The following is a 15,965-nucleotide window of genomic DNA, read 5'->3' on the forward strand; positions in this document are numbered from 1 at the left end:
GATACTGTCCGGAAGTACTTCGCGGGACGCGCCGCGCCGCTGGGGCTGGTGCCGGCCGAAGTGGTGCACGCGGTCTTCTACAACTTCGCCGATGGTGAGGTGGCGCGTCACATCCCGTGGGTCTGGGGAAAGACCACACCACAAGAGGCGATCGCCGTACGCGAGCGGGGCAGCACCGCCGCGTTGCGGCAGATGATCGGGGCGCTCGCCGACGACCCCGGTCTGGTGCGGCTCGCCGACCTGGCCACCCGGGCCGCGGTCAGCGCGCCGATCGAGGGCCGGGTGCTGTACGCCGGGCTCCGTGCCCTCGACGTGCCCGAGGAGCCGGTGGCCCGGCTCTGGCACGCGACGACGCTGCTGCGGGAGCACCGCGGCGACGGCCACAACGCCGCACTCATCGCCAACGGCATTGGCGGCACCGAGGCCCACGTCCTGCTCGCTCTCGCCCTCGGCATGCGGGCGCAGGAGTTCGGCCGGATCCACCACCTGCCCAAGGCACAGCTGGCCGCTGTGATCGACGGGCTGCGTGCTCGCGGCCTCGTGGACGCCGCCGGTGGGTTCACCGACGCCGGCCGGGAGACCAGCGAGCGGATCGAGGCCCTCACCGACGAGCTGGCGGCGCCGGCGTACGAGATGCTCACCGCGAGCCAGCTCGACGAGCTGATCGCGGGCCTCGAGCCGGTCGCCGCCGCGGTGTCGGCCGCCGGTTAGATCCCCAGAGCGTTGAAGAGGTAGAGCCAGATCTCGCTGCGGGTGGGGAACGACGGGATCGCGTGCCGCAACCGCTTGAGCGGCACCTCTCCCACGATCGCGATCGTGGCGGCCTGCAGGAAGTCGGCCACCTCCGAGCCCGTGAAAGTGACCCCCACCAACACCCCCCGGTCCTGGTCGACCACGAACCGGCAGGTGCCGCGGCCGCCGCCGGTGAACGCGCCGCCCGCGTTGGCCTCGGTGCCGATGTCCACCACCCGTACGGTGATCCCCGCCTTCTCGGCCGCCGCAGCGGTGTAGCCGACCGCCGCCACCTGCGGCTCGCTGAAGATCACGTGCGGGGCACGGTGACCGTCGGCGAGGTGCTCGACGACCATGTCCCGGCCCTGGATGTGCTCGGCCACGATGGCCGCCTGGTACTTGGCCATGTGCGTGTACAGCGCCCGGCCGTTCAGGTCGCCGACCACGTACAGCCAGTCCTTGCCCGGCACCCGCATGTGCTCGTCGACGTCGATGTACCCGTCCACGTCGAGGCCCAGGTCGCGGGACTGCGGAGTGCGCCCGGCCGCGACCAGCAGCTGGTCGGCGGTGGCCGTGCTGCCATCGGCCAGGGTCACCGTGATCTTGTCGCCGTCGCGGCGCACGGCGGTCGCCCACTGCGCGGTGCGGATGTCGACGCCCTGCTCCCGCAGCGCCTCGGTGACCTGCACGCAGGCGAACTCCTCCTCGCGATTCAGCAGCCGGTGCTGGCCCTCGACCAGCGTGACCTGACACCCCAGGGACGCGTACGCCTGCGCCATCTCGACGCCCACGACGCCGCCGCCGATCACCACCAGCGACGCGGGGATCTCGGAGGACGTCGTCGCCTCCCGGTTGGTCCACGGCTTGGCGTCGCGCAGCCCGTCGATGTCGGGGATGTTAGCCACCGTGCCACCCGCGAGGATGACCGCCCGGCGCGCCTCCAGGATCTCCCCGCCGACCTCGACCCGCTTCTCCCCCGCCAGCCGGCCCCAGCCGCGTACGAGCGTGACGCCGCGCTCGGTCAGCCACGGCACCTGCCCGGCGTCGTCGAGGTGCCCGATGTTGTCGTCCCGCTTGGCGAGCACCGCCGCGATGTCGAGCGGCCCGGTCACGGCCTCCCGCACCCCGGGCACCCGGCGCGCCTCGGCGAGCAGCTCCCCCGGCCGCAGCAGCGACTTCGACGGTATGCACGCGTAGTAGGAGCACTCGCCGCCGACCTTGTCGGCCTCGACGATCGCCACGGACAGGCCCGCCTCGGCCAGCCGTCCCGCGGCAACCTCGCCCCCCGGCCCGGCCCCGACGACCACCACATCAAAAGTCTGCATACCTGCATGATCCTGCGCCGGACCCGTCCCGCGCCCACCGGGTCGGTATTTGCCCACCGCAGGTAGCGTCGCCGTCATGAGCGGCCCGGACGGCACCGCCAAGCAGAAGCGGGTGTGGGACGAGGCCGCGCCCCGCTACGACCAGCAGATCGCCTTCCTCGAGCGGAACTGGTTCACCGGCGCCCGCGAGTGGATCACCGCGCGGGCGCACGGCCGGGTGCTCGAGGTCGCCGTCGGCACCGGGCGCAACCTGCCCTTCTACGGCGACGGCGTCACCCTGACCGGCATCGAGCTGAGCACCGGCATGCTCGCCATCGCCCGTACGCGTGCCGCCGGGCTCGGGCTGAAGGCCGACCTGCGCGAGGGCGACGCCGAGCACCTGCCCTTCGACGACGCCTCGTTCGACACCGTGCTGTGCGCCCTCTCGCTGTGCACGATCCCCGACCCGGTCGCCGCGATCGGCGAGATGAAGCGGGTGCTCGTGCCCGGCGGCACGCTGCTGCTGGTCGACCACGTGGCCAGCAGCTGGGCGCCGGTGCGCGCCGCGCAGTGGCTGATCGAGCGGTTCACCATCCGTGCGGCCGGCGAGCACTTCACCCGGCGGCAGCTGCCGCTCGTGACGGCGGCCGGCTTCGCGATCGAGGAGACCGAGCGCCTCCGGGCCGGCACGGTCGAACGCATCCGCGCCCGCAAGCCCCCTCACGCGAGGTAGCCGGCGGCCTGAAGGGTGAACAGTTGGGCGTACCGGCCGCCGGCGGTCATCAGCTCCTCGTGGCGGCCCTGTTCGACCAGGACCCCGTCGTGCAGGACGAAGATGCGGTCGGCGTGGATGACGTTGGCGAGCCGGTGGGTGATGAGGATCGTGGTGCGGCGGCCCTGGCGGCCGCGGATCGCCTGGAACAGCGTGTCCTCGGCCCGCGGGTCCAGCGCCGAGGACGGCTCATCCATGATCAGCAGGTCGGCGTCGCGGTAGAAGGCGCGGGCCGCGGTGATCCGCTGCCACTGGCCGCCTGAGAGGTCCTGGCCGTCGGCGAAGGTGCGGTCGAGCAGCGTGTCGTACCCGTGCGGCAGGTCTTGGATCATGTCGTGGGCGGCGGCCATCGCGGCCGCCGTCTCGATGCGCGGGCGGTGCGGGTCGCCGGTGAGGTCGCCGAGCGCGATGTTGGTGGCGGCGGTGAACGGCCAGCGGTGGTGCTCCTGCAGCGCGACCGAGACGCGCCGCCGCAGCGCGCCGGCGTCCCAGTCGTCCAGCGGGCGGCCGTTCCAGCGGATCGTGCCCGAGGTCGGCGCCCGCAGGCCGGCGATCATCGCGGCGAGCGTGGACTTGCCCGAGCCGTTCTCCCCGACCAGCGCGACGGTCTCCCCGGCCCGGATCGTCAGCGAGACGTTGTCGACCGCCGGGGAGTCCCGGTCGGGATAGCGCAGGCTCACCCCGGAAACGCTGATCTCCTGCAGCCGGGAGGGCTCGAGCGCGCCCGCCGCCTCCGCCGGCAGGTGCGACGCCGACTTCCGAAGGAATCCTACGTATTCGTTGAAATGCTGTCCGTTGGCGAAGACCCGGTCGACCTGGTACGTCACGACGCTGAGCGAGCGCTGCGCGGCCTGGACCGCGACGACGCAGGTCGCCGCGGCCGCGAGCGGGATCTGCCCCTCGACCAGCAGCGCCCCGAGCAGCACGTACACCCCGGAAAGCGCGACCCCGCCGATCACCGCGCCCACCGCGGTCGTGGCCGTGACCCGCCGGGCCAGGCGCATCTCGATCGTCGTCTGCGCCCCCATGACCTGGTCGTAGAGCCCGAGCACGAAGTCGCGCAGCCCGTAGGAGCGCAGCTCGGGCGCTGAGATCCGCTCGGCCATCAGCCGCTGCAGGACCCACAACCGGCGCCTCCGCGCCGATCCCGCGAGAAACGTGCGGAATTTCTCGTGGCCGGCCCGCAATGCCGCGTACGCGTTGGGCACCGTCGCCACGAGCAGGGCCGCCAGGAGCAGCGGGTGGATCACCACGACGGCCACGGCCACCGCGAGCAACCCGACCACGCCCGCCAACAGGTTGAACACCTCCTGCACGAGCACGATGGCGGACTCGGTGCCGCGCGACGCCCGCTCCATGTCGTCGGCGAAGCTGTCCTCGTCGAACGCCTCCAGGCGTACCGCCGAGGTCATCTCGAACAACCGCCGCTCGACCTCCCGGTTGACCTGCGGGGTGAGGCCGTTCAGCGCGTACCCGGTGACCGTGCCCAGCGCCCCGCGCGTCGCGGTGGCCAGCGCGAGCAGGACCAGCGCCGGCAGCGCGGCCCGCACCCGGTCCGGCGTCGGCCCGGCGCTGAACAGCTGGATCAGCACCCGCTGGGTGGCGAGCAGCCCGAACGTCGCCATCGCGCCCGAACAGACCGTCGCGAACGCCACCACCAGCGTGCGGGCCCGGTCGGCCCGCCAGCCGATCCGCAGCGCCTCGGCCACCAGCCGGGGCAGTTGCGCGAAGACACCGCGCAGCCCAGCGTCGACCCGGGCCCGCATGCCGTGCTCCCACCACATCGGCCGCAGTTCCGGCAACACATGCTGAGTCACCACCCCAGCGTCACCCGTGAAGAGGCCGGAGTAATCGGACCGGCCGTGTGGGCGCCCCGATCGTGGCAAGGTGATCTTCATGACCACGCTGAGCACCGCGAAGACGCGCAATGCGCTGCGGACCTCGGCGCGTCTGTCCGGCGAGGCGCTCCTGGTGCTGCTGATGACCGCGGTGGCGCTGTGGATCCTCGGCAAGATGTGGTCAGTGGTCTGGCCGCTCACGGTCGCGCTGCTGCTGACCACGCTGACCTGGCCGCCGGTACGGTTCCTGCGCCGGCACGGCTGGCGCCCGGCCCTGGCCGCCTCGACCGTCATGGTGGTGTTCCTGCTGGGCCTGGCGGGCATCGTGGTCGGCATCGCGGTGCCGGTGGCGTCGCAGTCGCCCAAGCTCGCCGACGGGGTGGTCGACGGCCTGCAGCAGCTGCGCGACTGGGCGGCCGGCCCGCCGCTGAACATCGGCGACGACCAGGTCACGAAGGCGCTGGACGCGGCGGTCGAGCGCATCCAGAACAGCGTGGGCGACATCGTCACGTACACGGTCTCGGGTGTCAGCAGTGTCGTCAACGGCGTGGTCACCGCCGTACTCGCGCTGTTCCTGATGTTCTTCTTCCTCAAGGACGGCCCGCGCTTCCTGCCGTGGCTGCGCCGGCAGCTGCCGGGCCGTCTGGCCACGGATCTGCCGGCGGTCGCGGCCCGCAGCTGGGACACCCTCGGAGCTTTCGTACGAGGTCAGGCGTTCGTGGGCCTCCTCGACGCGATCTTCATCGGGCTCGGTCTGTGGATCGTCGGCGTTCCGCTGGTGCTGCCGCTGGCGGTGCTGACCTTCGTGACCGCGTTCATCCCGATCGTGGGCGCGCTGTTCGCCGGCTTCGTGGCCGTGCTGATCGCGCTGGTCTCCAACGGCCTGACCGACGCGCTGATCGTGCTCGGCATCATCGTGCTGGTGCAGCAGCTGGAGGGCAACGTCTTCCAGCCGATCCTGCAGAGCCGCGGCCTGGGCCTGCACGCGGCGGTCGTGCTGCTCGCGGTGACCCTGGGCGGCAGCCTGGCCGGGATCGTCGGCAGCCTGCTGGCCGTCCCGGTCGCGGCCGTGCTCGCCGCGATCTGGTCCTACCTGCGCGACCAGCTGACCTGACCGATCACGGCGGGGGCTTGGAGGCGCCGCGGCCGGGCCGGTCGCGGCAACAACCAAGCCCGCCCGCGGCGTTTCGGACCGGGCGCCTCAGCGTTCAGTCCATGCCGGCCCGCCAAGGGCGGCGGCGGGCACGACGGGAATTGACGTCTAAGCCCGGAGCATATGCCCCGGATCCGACGGTACACATAGGCCGGACGGGCCCCAGTCTGCACCCCGGGTGTTCCCGCGGTGTTACAGAATGCGGCATGACCTTCTCGATCGTGGCCCGCTCCGCCGACGGCCTCGCCCACGGCGTGGCCGTGGCCAGCAAGTTCCTCGGGGTCGGCGCGGCCGTTCCCGCCGCCCTCGCCGGCGCCGGGGCGGTGGCCACCCAGTCCTATGCGAACCTCGCCTACCGCCCGCAAGCGCTCACCCTGCTGCAGACCGGGGTGGACGCCGCGCACACTGTGAATGCCCTTACCGCCGGTGACGCCGGAGCGGTCGGACAGCGCCAGGTCGGCGTGGTCGGCCCCGAGGGTGAGGGCAGCACGTTCACCGGCGCCGACTGCCACCCGTGGGCCGGCGGCACGACCGGCGACGGCGTCGCCATCCAGGGGAACATGCTGGCCGGCCCGCAGGTGGTCGACGCCATGCAGGTGGCCTGGGAGGCGTCGGTGGCCGAGGCACGGCTCGCGTACCGGCTGCTCGCGGCGCTGCGCGCCGGCGATCTCGCCGGGGGTGACCGCCGGGGCCGGCAGAGTGCCGCGCTCCTGGTCGCGGCCAAGGGCATGGGGTACGGGGGAACCAGCGACATCTGGGTCGACCTGCGCGTCGACGACCACCCCGACCCGGTCGCCGAGCTGACCCGCCTGCTCGACCTGCACACGCTGTACTTCGAGCGCCCCGACCCGGCGACCCTGCTCCCGCTGACCGGCCCGGTCGCCGAGGAGGTGCGCGGCCTGCTGGCCGGGGGCGGCCACACCCAGGAGGACCTCGACGCGGCGCTGGCCGACTGGGCCGGCGTCGAGAACCTCGAGGAGCGCCTGGTCGCCGGCGCGATCGACCCGCTGGTGCTCGAGCACCTACGCGGCCGGTAGGGGCAGGCCCGCCACGGTCTCGTGCAGCGCCTTCGACAGCGCCTCGGCCAGCGGCCGGGTGCGGCGCTGCGCCGTGACGATGCCGACGAAACGGGACGGGCAGGGCGGCGCCAGCGGCACGGTCGCCAGCCCGCCCTGGTCGGCGGTCAGCGCCACCTGCGGAATCATGCTGACCCCGACCCCGGCCCGCACCAGCGACTGGGCGAAGACGTAGTCGGTACCCCGGCACGCGGTGATCACCTCGAAGCCGGCCATCGCCGAGTAGTGGTCGAGCATGTCGACGATCGCGAGGCAGCCGTGCACCCAGCGCTCGCCGGCCAGCTCGGCGAGGGTCACCGACTCGCGCCCGCCGAGCGGGTGCCCGGCCGGCAGCACGATCCACATCGGATCGTCGAGCAGCGGCGTCCAGGTCAGCCCCTTGTGCTTGGGCGGCGGTCCGTCGAAGTGGTACGCGAGGGCCAGGTCGGCCGCCCCCGAGAGGACCAGTCCCAGGCTGTCCTCCGGCTCGTTCTCCAGCACGGTCAGCTCGACGCCCGGGTGCTCGGCGGTGAACCGCAACAGCGCGGCCGGAAGCAGCCGCTGCCCGCCGCTGGTGAAGGTGGCCACGGTGAGCCGCTCGGTGTGCGCCGTGGCGAGCCGGGCGATCTCCTCCTCGGCGTTGGCGAGCTCGGCGGTGATCGCGTCGCTCGCCTCGGCCAGCACCCGCCCGGCGTCGGTGAGCTCGACCCCGCGGGTGCTGCGCCGCACCACCGTCACGCCGAGCCCACGCTCGAGCGCACTGATCTGCTGCGAGACGGCCGAGGGCGTCAGCCGCAGCGCCGCGGCCGCCCGGTTGAAGCTGCCGTGCCGCGCGACCTCCCGGAGCACGGCCAGCCGGCGTACGTCGATCATCAGCTCCCCTTAAAACGGCATCAGCAAGTCACCACTACCGCTTATCACCCTAGAGCGAGAGGGTCGGGGTGTGAATCGACGCGCCTGGCTCCTGTTCCTTCTCGTCTCGATCCTGTGGGGCATCCCCTACTTCCTCATCAAGATCGCGATCGACGACCTCTCCCCCGTCTTCGTGGTCGCCGGGCGCGGTCTCATCGCGGCCCTGGTGCTGCTGCCGGTGGCCGCGGCGCGCGGCACGCTCGGCGTTCTCCGCGCCCGGCTGGGCACGGTGTCGGTTCTCGCGGTGGTGCACATCATCGGGCCGTTTCTCCTGATCACGTACGGCGAGGTGCACATCACGTCCTCGTTGACCGGCCTGCTGATCGCGGTCGAGCCCGTCGTCATCGCCCTGCTGCTCTCCCGCGCCGAGCCGCTGACCAGGGGACGCGTGGCCGGCCTGGTCCTCGGCTTCGCGGGCGTGGCCGTCCTGGTCGGCCTGGACGTCTCCGGCGACCGCCTGGGCCTGCTCGGCGCGGGCATGGTCCTGCTCGCCGCCGTCAGCTACGGCGTGGCCACAATCTTCGTCCAACGGCGGGCCGCCGACATTCCACCCGAGTCCCTGGCCGGCGGCACCACCGCCATCACCGCGCTGGTCCTGACCCCGTTCGCGATCCTGACCTGGCCGTCCGCCCCGGTCCACGCGAACGCCTGGCTAGCCCTGGCCGCCCTCGGCGTCTTCTGCACGGCCGTGGCGCTGCTGGCCTTCTACCGCCTGGTCGCCCTGGCCGGCTCCAATCGCGCCGGCCTGGTCACCTACGTCAACCCGGTCGTAGCCGTCCTGCTCGGCGTCCTGCTCCTCAACGAGCCGTTCAGCTGGAGCACCGTAGCCGGCTTCGCCCTGGTCGCCACCGGCTGCTGGCTCTCCACCCGCCCGACGCCGTCCCGCCAACCGGCCGCCCCGATCCCCGCCGCCGTCTGACGAGCCCCGCCCATCCCCCACCGAGCCCCTTTGCTCTGCGCACCTATACGCGCAACGCGACCACCACCGCCCGCCCGCGCCCCCAGGTGCGCAGAGCAGCGCGTCCAGGTGCGCAGAGCAGCGCGCCCAGGTGCGCAGAGCAGCGCGCCCAGGTACGCAGAGCAGCGCGTCCAGGTACGCAGAGCAGCGCGTCCAGGTGCGCAGAGCAGCGCGTCATGGTGCGCAGAGCAGGGCGTATAGGTGCGCAGAGCAGGGCGTATAGGTGCGCAGAGCAAAGGGGCGGGTTGGGGGTGCGGGTCAGGCGGCGGGGTGTTCCAGGGGGATCGGGAGGGCGCACAGGCGGGCCAGTTCGGCGGTCATGAGGGTGGCGTCGGCGTTTACGTCGATCGTGGTTACGGCGGAGGGGTTCAGGGGTGGCACCTCTACGTGGGAGATGAGGGGGTGGAGCGGGCGTACGTCGGTCTCGCCGGCGCCGAAGAGGACCTCGGACAGCTTCTCGCCGGGGCGCAGGCCGGTGTAGCGGATCTCGACCGGGTGCGGAGCGAGCGACACCATCTGGCGGGCCACCTCGGCGATCCGCACCGGCTCGCCCATCTCCAGTACCAGGGCCTCGCCGTCGCGGCCGATGGCGGCGGCCTGGATGACCAGGTGGACGGCCTCCTGGATGGTCATGAAGTAGCGGGTCACGTCGGGGTGGGTGACGGTGACCGGGCCGCCGCCGGCGATCTGGGCGCTGAACGTGGTGAAGACCGAGCCGCGGCTGCCTAGCACGTTGCCGAAGCGGACGCTCAGGAACGTACCGGGACTGTGCCGGGCCACGTACGCGGTCAGGCGCTCGGTGATCCGCTTGGAGTAGCCGAGCACGCTGACCGGGTCGGCCGCCTTGTCCGTCGAGATGTTGACGAACCTCTCGACCCCGGTGGCCGCGGACAGGACATTGAGCGTACCCAATATGTTGGTCTTGACGGCCTCGCCGGGATAGCGCTCGAGAAGCGGCAGGTGCTTGAGCGCCGCGGCGTGGAAGACCACGTGCGGGCGCCGGGTCAGGAAGATCTCGCGGACCCGGTCGGCGTCCCGCAGCGAGGCGAGCAGCAGCGACGGGTCGGTGAGCGGCGCCTGGGTGTCGAGCGACAGCTGCACCGCCTGCAGGGCGCTCTCGTCGCGGTCGAGCATCATCAGCTCGGCCGGCGCGAACCGGTGGATCTGCCGGCACAGCTCCGAGCCGATCGAGCCGCCGGCGCCCGTGACCAGCACCCGCTTGCCGGTGAGGTAGCCGGCGATCGAGTCCAGATCGGTGTCGATCTGGCGCCGGCCGAGCAGGTCGGTGACCTCCGGCTCGCGCAGGTCGCGCACGTTGATCTCGCGGTCCATCAGCTCGGTCACCGACGGCACCACGAGGAACTCGGCGCCGGCCTCGGCGGCCAGGTCGCGGATGTCGCGCACCAGCTCGGCCGCGGCGTTCGCCACGGCGAAGACCACGGTGGTCGCGCCGGTGCGATTCACCTGCGCCGCGATGTCGTTCCGATCCCCCAGCACGGGTACGCCGTAGAACCGCATCCGGCGTTTTCCGGGATCGTCGTCGATCACCCCGACCGGAAGGTAGTGCCCGTTCGGGTCGTACCGCATCGATTGGAGCAGGTTGCGGCCCGCGGAGCCGGCGCCGAACAGCAGCACCCGGATGGCGATGCGCTCGTCCGGCCGGTACCGCGCGTCCAGCCGCAACCGCCAGACCAGCCGGGCCGCGAGCATCACCACCAAGGCGAGGAGCCCGCCGACGGCGGGCGCGCCCGGCGGCACCCGCTCCCCCGGCAGCAACTGGTCGAGCACGAGCAGGGCGAGCGTGGCCGCGAGCACGCACTGCCAGACGGCGCGGACGTCGTCGAGCGTCCCGAACGGGAATCGCCCGCGGTAGAGATGGCGGGCGTGGCCGATCGCCGCCTGCAGCGCGACGGCGAGCGCGATCATCGGGACGGTGCCGGCGGTGCGGCGGGCGTCGAGGCCGAACTCGTACCGGGTGAGCACGGCGAGATTGAGGCCGGCGGCCCAGGCCAGCGCGTCCACGAAAAGCGGGAGAAATCGTTTCCCAGCAGACACGGGCGCACCTCCCGGCTCATCCGTTCCATTCGGGTCGGCCGCTGCCGATTTCTCAGCGTAATGATGCCGCCGTCGCGCGCCGGAAGTTGCCGGATATCGCCACAGTGCGCTGCGGGTGCGCTTAGTTTGATCGGTGAGCGCGGCTGTCGGGAGGAAGCGTGGAGCTACGCGACTACCTCCGGGTGGCGAGAAGGCAGTGGTGGGTGGTGGCCGTCGCGGTGCTGGTCGCGCTGGGTGTGACCCAGGCGATCAATCGGCGGACGCCGGCCGAGTACGCGGCGACCGCGGTTTTTTTTCTTTCCGCCAATGGCCCGGAAGGCTCCTCCGTGCTCGAGGGCTCGATGTTCGTGGCGGCCCGGCTGAAAACCTATACCGAGTTGCTCACGAGCGACCGGATGGCCACCGAAATCGTCGACTCCACAAAAGTGAAATTGTCGCCGGCAGACATTCAGGATCGGCTCGAGGTGACCACCTCGGGCGACAGCGCATTGCTGACGGTGACGGTCACCGACGTCTCGCCGCAGCGGGCCGAGAAGATCGCGCAGGCGACGATCACGCTGTTCCCCCCGATGGTGAAGGCTCTTGAGGCGCGTCCGGCACCGCCGGCGCCGGCGCATCCGGCCGCCGTCGTCACGCCGATCGAGCCGGTCGCCCGCCTCGACCCCGACCCGGTCTCGCCGCGCCCGCTGCACAACGACGCCCTCGCCATCGCCGTGGGCCTGCTGATCGGCGCGGCGTCCGGGGTGATCCGGGAGGTCTGCGACCACTCGATCCGGGTCGCCGAGGTGCTGCCCGGCCTGACCGGCACGCCGGTGCTCGCGCTGATCCCGGTCGACGCCAAGGCGCGCAAGAAGAAGGGCCCGTTCATCTCCGACAGCCGCTCGCCACGCGCCGAAGCTCTCCGCCAATTGCGGACCAACATCCAGTACGCGGCCGGACCCGGCAAGATCCTGGCGGTGACCAGCGCGATGCCCGGCGAGGGCCGGTCATCGACGGCGTGCGGGCTGGCGATCCTCTTCGCCGAGGCTGGACAGCGGGTGCTGATCGTCGACGCCGAGCTGCGGCGGCCACGGCTCGCGGCGTTCCTGGGCCGGGAGGGCTCGGCCGGGCTGACCACGGTGCTGGTCGGGGCGGCCTCGCTTGACCAGGTGCTGCAGCCGTGGGGCGCCGGGCTTTGGCTGCTGGCCAGCGGGCACCGGCCGCCGAACCCGAGCGAGCTGCTCGACTCGCCGAAAATGGCCGAGCTGATCGATGAGCTGCGCGGCCGCTTCGACAAGATCATCTTCGACTCGCCGCCGCTGCTGCCGGTCACCGACGGCGCGGTGGTGGCCGCCCGGGCCGACGGCGCGCTGCTGCTGGTGCGCGCGCGCAAGACCACGGGCGCGCAGGTCGCCGCGGCCGTGCGCGCTCTCGCGGCGGTGGACGCGCGGCTGCTGGGCTCGGTGTTCACCATGGTGGCCGCGCCGCGGCGGCGTCTCGGGCTGCCGACCAGCGCCGATACGGCCGGACCTCCGCTGCCGCCCGCGCCCCGGCCCGGCGGATGGCATGCGGTCGCCCTGAGCGGCGCGGCATGACGGCCGGCGCGGTGTCGACGGCCGGCCTCGCGCGGGCGATCCGGGCGCACGTGCTGCGGATGACCCACACCGGGCGCAGCTCGCACGTCGGGTCGGCGCTGTCCTGCGCCGACATTCTCGCCGTTCTCTACGGCGGTGTGCTCGAGGTCGATCCGGGGCGGCCCGACCGGCCCGACCGGGACCGGTTCCTGATGAGCAAGGGGCACGCGGGGTCGGCGCTGTACGCGGCGCTGGCCGAGCGGGGCTTCTTCGACCCGGCGCTGCTCGGGCAGCACTACCGCAACGGGTCGTTCCTGTCCGGGCACGTCAGCCACGTCGGCGTCCCGGGCGTCGACCTGTCGACCGGTTCGCTCGGGCACGGGCTGTCGATCGGGGCCGGGCTGGCCTGGCGGGCGCGGCAGACCGGGCAGGCGTGGCGCGCGTACGTGCTGCTCGGCGACGGCGAGTGCGACGAGGGCAGCGTCTGGGAGGCGGCGATGTTCGCCGCGCACCACCGGTTGTCGGCGCTGGTCGCGATCGTCGACTACAACAAGCTGCAGTCGCTCGGGAGCACCGAGGAGACGATCGCGCTCGAGCCGTTCGCCGACAAGTGGCGGGCTTTCGGCTGGCGGGTGTCCGAGGTGGACGGTCACGACCACCGGCAGCTGAGCCAGACCCTCGCGGTGCCGCGCGGGGCGCCACCCGACCGGCCGCTGTGCGTGCTCGCGCACACGGTCAAGGGCAAGGGCGTCTCGTTCATGGAGAACCAGGTGCTCTGGCACTACCGGCCGCCCTCGGACGAGGAGCTGGCCGGCGCCCTCGCCGAGGTGGCGCGATGAGGAACCGCTTCTTCGCGGAGCTCGCGGCGGCGGCGGTCGCGAACCCGGACATCGTCCTCATCACGGCGGACATCGGGTTCGGGGCGGTCGAGGAGTTCGTGAGCCGCTGCCCGGACCAATTCGTCAACGCCGGGGTGGCCGAGCAGAACATGACCGGGCTCGCGACCGGGATGGCGCTGGCGGGGGCGCGGGTTTTCACGTACTCGATCGCGAACTTCCCGACGCTGCGCTGCCTCGAGCAGATCCGCAACGACGTGGCCTACCACCACGCGGACGTCACCGTGGTGGCGGTCGGGGGCGGACTCGCGTACGGGGCACTGGGGATGTCGCACCACGCCACCGAGGACCTCGCGATCATGCGGTCGATCCCCGGGCTGGCGGTGGCCGCGCCCGGCGACGCGGTGGAGACGTCGGCGGTGATGGGCGAGCTGCTGGCCAACGGCGGGCCGGCGTACCTGCGGCTCGGCAAGTCCGGGGAGCCGGACGTGCACCCGCGGCAGATGCGGCTGTGCCGCGGCGAGTCGATCCCCATCCGGTCGGGCGGCGGGCAGCTCGCGGTCTTCTCGACCGGGGCGATCCTCGACGCCACGCTCAAGGCGGCCGACCTGCTCGCCCAGGCCGGGGTGCGCGCCGACGTGCGGTCGTTCCCGTGGCTCGACCCGCTCGACACGGTGGCCGTGCAGGATGCCGCGAACCGGTACGACACGATCGTGACCGTCGAGGAGCACTCGATCACCGGCGGGCTCGGCAGCGCGGTCGCCGAGATCCTCGCCGAGCTGCCCGGTTCGGCGCCGCTGATCCGGGTGGCGCTGCCGGCCCGCTTCTCCTCGCTGGTCGGCGACCAGGACCACCTGCGCCGCGCGCACGGGCTCGATCCGGCCGCGATCAGCGCGCGGGTCCTGGAGCAGCTCGAGGTCAACCGGGGGCTGGCCGCGCAGGCTCGCTGACCATCACGACGCGATCATCGTTTTCTGCGTTCGGGCGCGCCGCCGGGGCGTACGAAATAGCATGAATTTTGGTCATGTTTGGGGGGAAACCATGGACTGGCGAGCGTTCGTTGGCGACGGGGCGTCATGACCGCGATGCCGTTCCTCAGCGTGGTGATCCCATGCTGGAACGAGGCGCGGTTCGTCGCCGCGTTCCTCGACTCCGTGCTGGCCAACGACTACCCGGCCGACCGGCTGGAGATCCTGCTGGTCGACGGGATGAGCGACGACGGGACCCGCGAGATCGTCGAGAAGTACGCCGAGCGCGAGCCGCGGCTGCGGATGGTGGACAACCCCGGCCACAGCAAGCCGGTCGCCCTCAACCGGGGCATCCGGCGGGCGCACGGCGACGTGATCATCCGGCTCGACGTGCACGCCGTGTACGAGAACGACTATCTGCGCCGCTGCGTCCAGGGGCTGATGGCGCACCCGGCGGCCGACAACGTCGGCGGCACCCGGCGGGCGGAACCCCGCGACGACGCGCTGATGAGCCGGGCGGTGTCACTGGCCAACACGCACCCGCTGGCGGCCGGCAACGCGAAGTACCGGGTCGGCACGTCGGGGCCGCGATGGGTGGACACCGTATTCGGCGGTTGCTACCGCAAGGAGGTCTTCGACCGGATCGGGCTGTTCGACGAGCGGCTCACCCGGACCCAGGACCTCGAGTTCAACCAGCGGCTGCGGGCCTCGGGCGGGAAGATCCTGCTGATCCCGGACATCGTCTGCACGTACTACCCGCGCGGCGACTTCCCGCAGTTCGTCGCGTGGACGTTCGTGACCGGGTACTGGCCGTTCCGGGCGAGCCGGATCGTCGGGCGGTGGATCGGGTCGTGGCGCAACTTCGTGCCGCTGGGCTTCGTGCTCGGCCTGGCCGGGGGCGCGGTGCTCGGGCCTCGATCGACGGTGGTCCGGCGGGCCACGGGCGCGGTGCTCGGGGCGTACGGGAGCATGGTCTTGATCTCGTCCGCGCGCATCGCCAGGCGTGAGCGGGACGCGCGGCTGATGGTCGCCCTGCCGGTGGTCTTCCTCGCGACGCACGTCGTCTACGGCGCCGGGTCCGTGGTGGGGATTCTGGATCCGCGCCCGGGGCAGCGATGACACCGCGGTCGTACGACGCGGCCAAGCGCGCGACGGACATCGCGGTGTCGGCGGCGGTACTGGCGGCGGCGGCACCGGTCGGAGCGGTCATCGCGTGGCGGATCCGTCGCGAGGACGGCGGGCCGGTCATCTTCCGCGGCATCCGGGTCGGGCGGGGCGGCGGCACCTTCGACATCCTCAAGTTCCGCACCATGTCGGTCGGGGCGGAACGGCTGGGGGTCGACGCCACGGCCGACAGCGACCCGCGGCTGACCCGGATCGGGCGGGTGCTGCGGCGGTGGAAGCTGGACGAGCTGCCGCAGCTGGTCAACGTGCTGCGCGGGGAGATGAGCCTGGTCGGGCCGCGGCCGCAGATGGTGTGGGACGTCGAGCGGTACACGGCGGAGGAGCGGCGCCTGCTCGACATCCGGCCGGGGATCACCGATTGGGCGTCGATCAAGTACCGGCGGCAGGGCACGCTGATCGAGGGGCACCCGGACCCGCAGGCCGCGTACTTCGAGCTGATCCGGCCGGGCAAGATGGAGCTGGCGATGGCCTATCTGCGGTCCCGGAGTTACGGGGTCGACCTGGGGATTCTGGGGCTGACGGCGCTGGCCGTGCTGGGGTATCCGCGTACCGACGAGCTTCTTTCCCGCATGGTGACGGCTTCGTCGGCCCGCTCTTCGTCGGCCCGGCCTTCCTCGGGCCGGTCTTCGGCCCGCGACTGAGGC

At 72.3% G+C, this 15,965-nt stretch carries 13 protein-coding genes and 1 pseudogene; 10 read left to right on the plus strand and 4 right to left on the minus strand.

All coding sequences use genetic code 11. The features are described from left to right. Positions 1–3: 3 nt before the first annotated feature. A pseudogene (locus tag A3CQ_RS56070) lies at positions 4–711 on the plus strand (SCO6745 family protein); the annotation flags it as partial. Here A3CQ_RS56070 and A3CQ_RS0142985 read toward each other — a convergent pair. Beyond that, entirely contained in the window at positions 708–2,057 is a 1,350-nt protein-coding gene (locus A3CQ_RS0142985; RefSeq protein WP_040434008.1) for a dihydrolipoyl dehydrogenase family protein, read from the minus strand. The pseudogene A3CQ_RS56070 and the gene A3CQ_RS0142985 sit on opposite strands and share 4 nt — an antisense overlap. 76 nt (positions 2,058–2,133) lie before the next feature. Between A3CQ_RS0142985 and A3CQ_RS0142990 the strand changes: the two genes are divergently transcribed. Next, positions 2,134–2,769 (plus strand): class I SAM-dependent methyltransferase, encoded by a 636-nt coding sequence (locus A3CQ_RS0142990; protein WP_020517160.1) that lies wholly within the window; start codon positions 2,134–2,136, stop codon positions 2,767–2,769. On the opposite strand, the gene A3CQ_RS0142995 is transcribed toward A3CQ_RS0142990, so the two are convergent. Further along, a complete protein-coding gene (locus A3CQ_RS0142995) occupies positions 2,757–4,628 on the minus strand; it encodes an ABC transporter ATP-binding protein (RefSeq protein WP_370657641.1) in 1,872 nt (623 codons plus the stop codon). The genes A3CQ_RS0142990 and A3CQ_RS0142995 overlap by 13 nt on opposite strands. A gap of 76 nt (positions 4,629–4,704) precedes the next feature. On the opposite strand from A3CQ_RS0142995, the gene A3CQ_RS0143000 reads away from it, so the two are divergent. Both A3CQ_RS0143000 and A3CQ_RS0143005 read left to right on the plus strand, forming a co-directional pair. Next, positions 4,705–5,760 (plus strand): AI-2E family transporter, encoded by a 1,056-nt coding sequence (locus A3CQ_RS0143000; RefSeq protein WP_040434051.1) that lies wholly within the window; start codon positions 4,705–4,707, stop codon positions 5,758–5,760. A gap of 245 nt (positions 5,761–6,005) precedes the next feature. Continuing rightward, complete coding sequence (locus A3CQ_RS0143005) at positions 6,006–6,836, plus strand: DUF1028 domain-containing protein (RefSeq protein WP_020517163.1); 831 nt, start codon at positions 6,006–6,008, stop codon at positions 6,834–6,836. Here the strand turns inward: A3CQ_RS0143005 and A3CQ_RS0143010 are convergent. Beyond that, positions 6,822–7,727, minus strand: coding sequence for a LysR family transcriptional regulator (locus A3CQ_RS0143010; RefSeq protein WP_020517164.1), 906 nt, complete (start codon positions 7,725–7,727; stop codon positions 6,822–6,824). The two genes, A3CQ_RS0143005 and A3CQ_RS0143010, sit on opposite strands and share 15 nt — an antisense overlap. 70 nt (positions 7,728–7,797) lie before the next feature. Here A3CQ_RS0143010 and A3CQ_RS0143015 point away from each other — a divergent pair, with 70 nt between their 5' ends. Beyond that, complete coding sequence (locus A3CQ_RS0143015) at positions 7,798–8,685, plus strand: DMT family transporter (protein ID WP_020517165.1); 888 nt, start codon at positions 7,798–7,800, stop codon at positions 8,683–8,685. A 297-nt stretch (positions 8,686–8,982) separates the two neighbouring features. Here the strand turns inward: A3CQ_RS0143015 and A3CQ_RS0143020 are convergent, their stop codons facing one another. Beyond that, positions 8,983–10,779, minus strand: coding sequence for a nucleoside-diphosphate sugar epimerase/dehydratase (locus A3CQ_RS0143020; protein WP_026206842.1), 1,797 nt, complete (start codon positions 10,777–10,779; stop codon positions 8,983–8,985). Positions 10,780–10,937: 158 nt separating this feature from the next. Between A3CQ_RS0143020 and A3CQ_RS56075 the strand changes: the two genes are divergently transcribed. From A3CQ_RS56075 to A3CQ_RS0143045, 5 genes are all read left to right on the plus strand, one after another. Beyond that, complete coding sequence (locus A3CQ_RS56075; protein ID WP_084699478.1) at positions 10,938–12,353, plus strand: tyrosine-protein kinase domain-containing protein; 1,416 nt, start codon at positions 10,938–10,940, stop codon at positions 12,351–12,353. Further along, on the plus strand, positions 12,350–13,171 hold the full coding sequence (locus A3CQ_RS0143030) for a transketolase (protein WP_020517168.1): 822 nt from the start codon (positions 12,350–12,352) through the stop codon (positions 13,169–13,171). The genes A3CQ_RS56075 and A3CQ_RS0143030 overlap by 4 nt, the downstream gene beginning before the upstream one ends. Then, positions 13,168–14,118, plus strand: a complete 951-nt coding sequence (locus tag A3CQ_RS0143035) for a transketolase family protein (protein ID WP_020517169.1) — start codon at positions 13,168–13,170, stop codon at positions 14,116–14,118. Before A3CQ_RS0143030 ends, A3CQ_RS0143035 begins: the two co-directional genes overlap by 4 nt. Before the next feature lie 126 nt (positions 14,119–14,244). After that, positions 14,245–15,255 (plus strand): glycosyltransferase family 2 protein, encoded by a 1,011-nt coding sequence (locus A3CQ_RS0143040; protein WP_020517170.1) that lies wholly within the window; start codon positions 14,245–14,247, stop codon positions 15,253–15,255. Further along, the gene (locus tag A3CQ_RS0143045) at positions 15,252–15,962 is read left to right on the plus strand and encodes a sugar transferase (protein WP_020517171.1); all 711 of its coding nucleotides are present in this window, start codon (positions 15,252–15,254) and stop codon (positions 15,960–15,962) included. Before A3CQ_RS0143040 ends, A3CQ_RS0143045 begins: the two co-directional genes overlap by 4 nt. The last annotated feature ends 3 nt before the right edge of the window (positions 15,963–15,965 follow it).

Source organism: Paractinoplanes globisporus DSM 43857 (assembly GCF_000379645.1).
In the GTDB taxonomy this organism is placed as follows: Bacteria; Actinomycetota; Actinomycetes; order Mycobacteriales; family Micromonosporaceae; genus Actinoplanes; species Actinoplanes globisporus.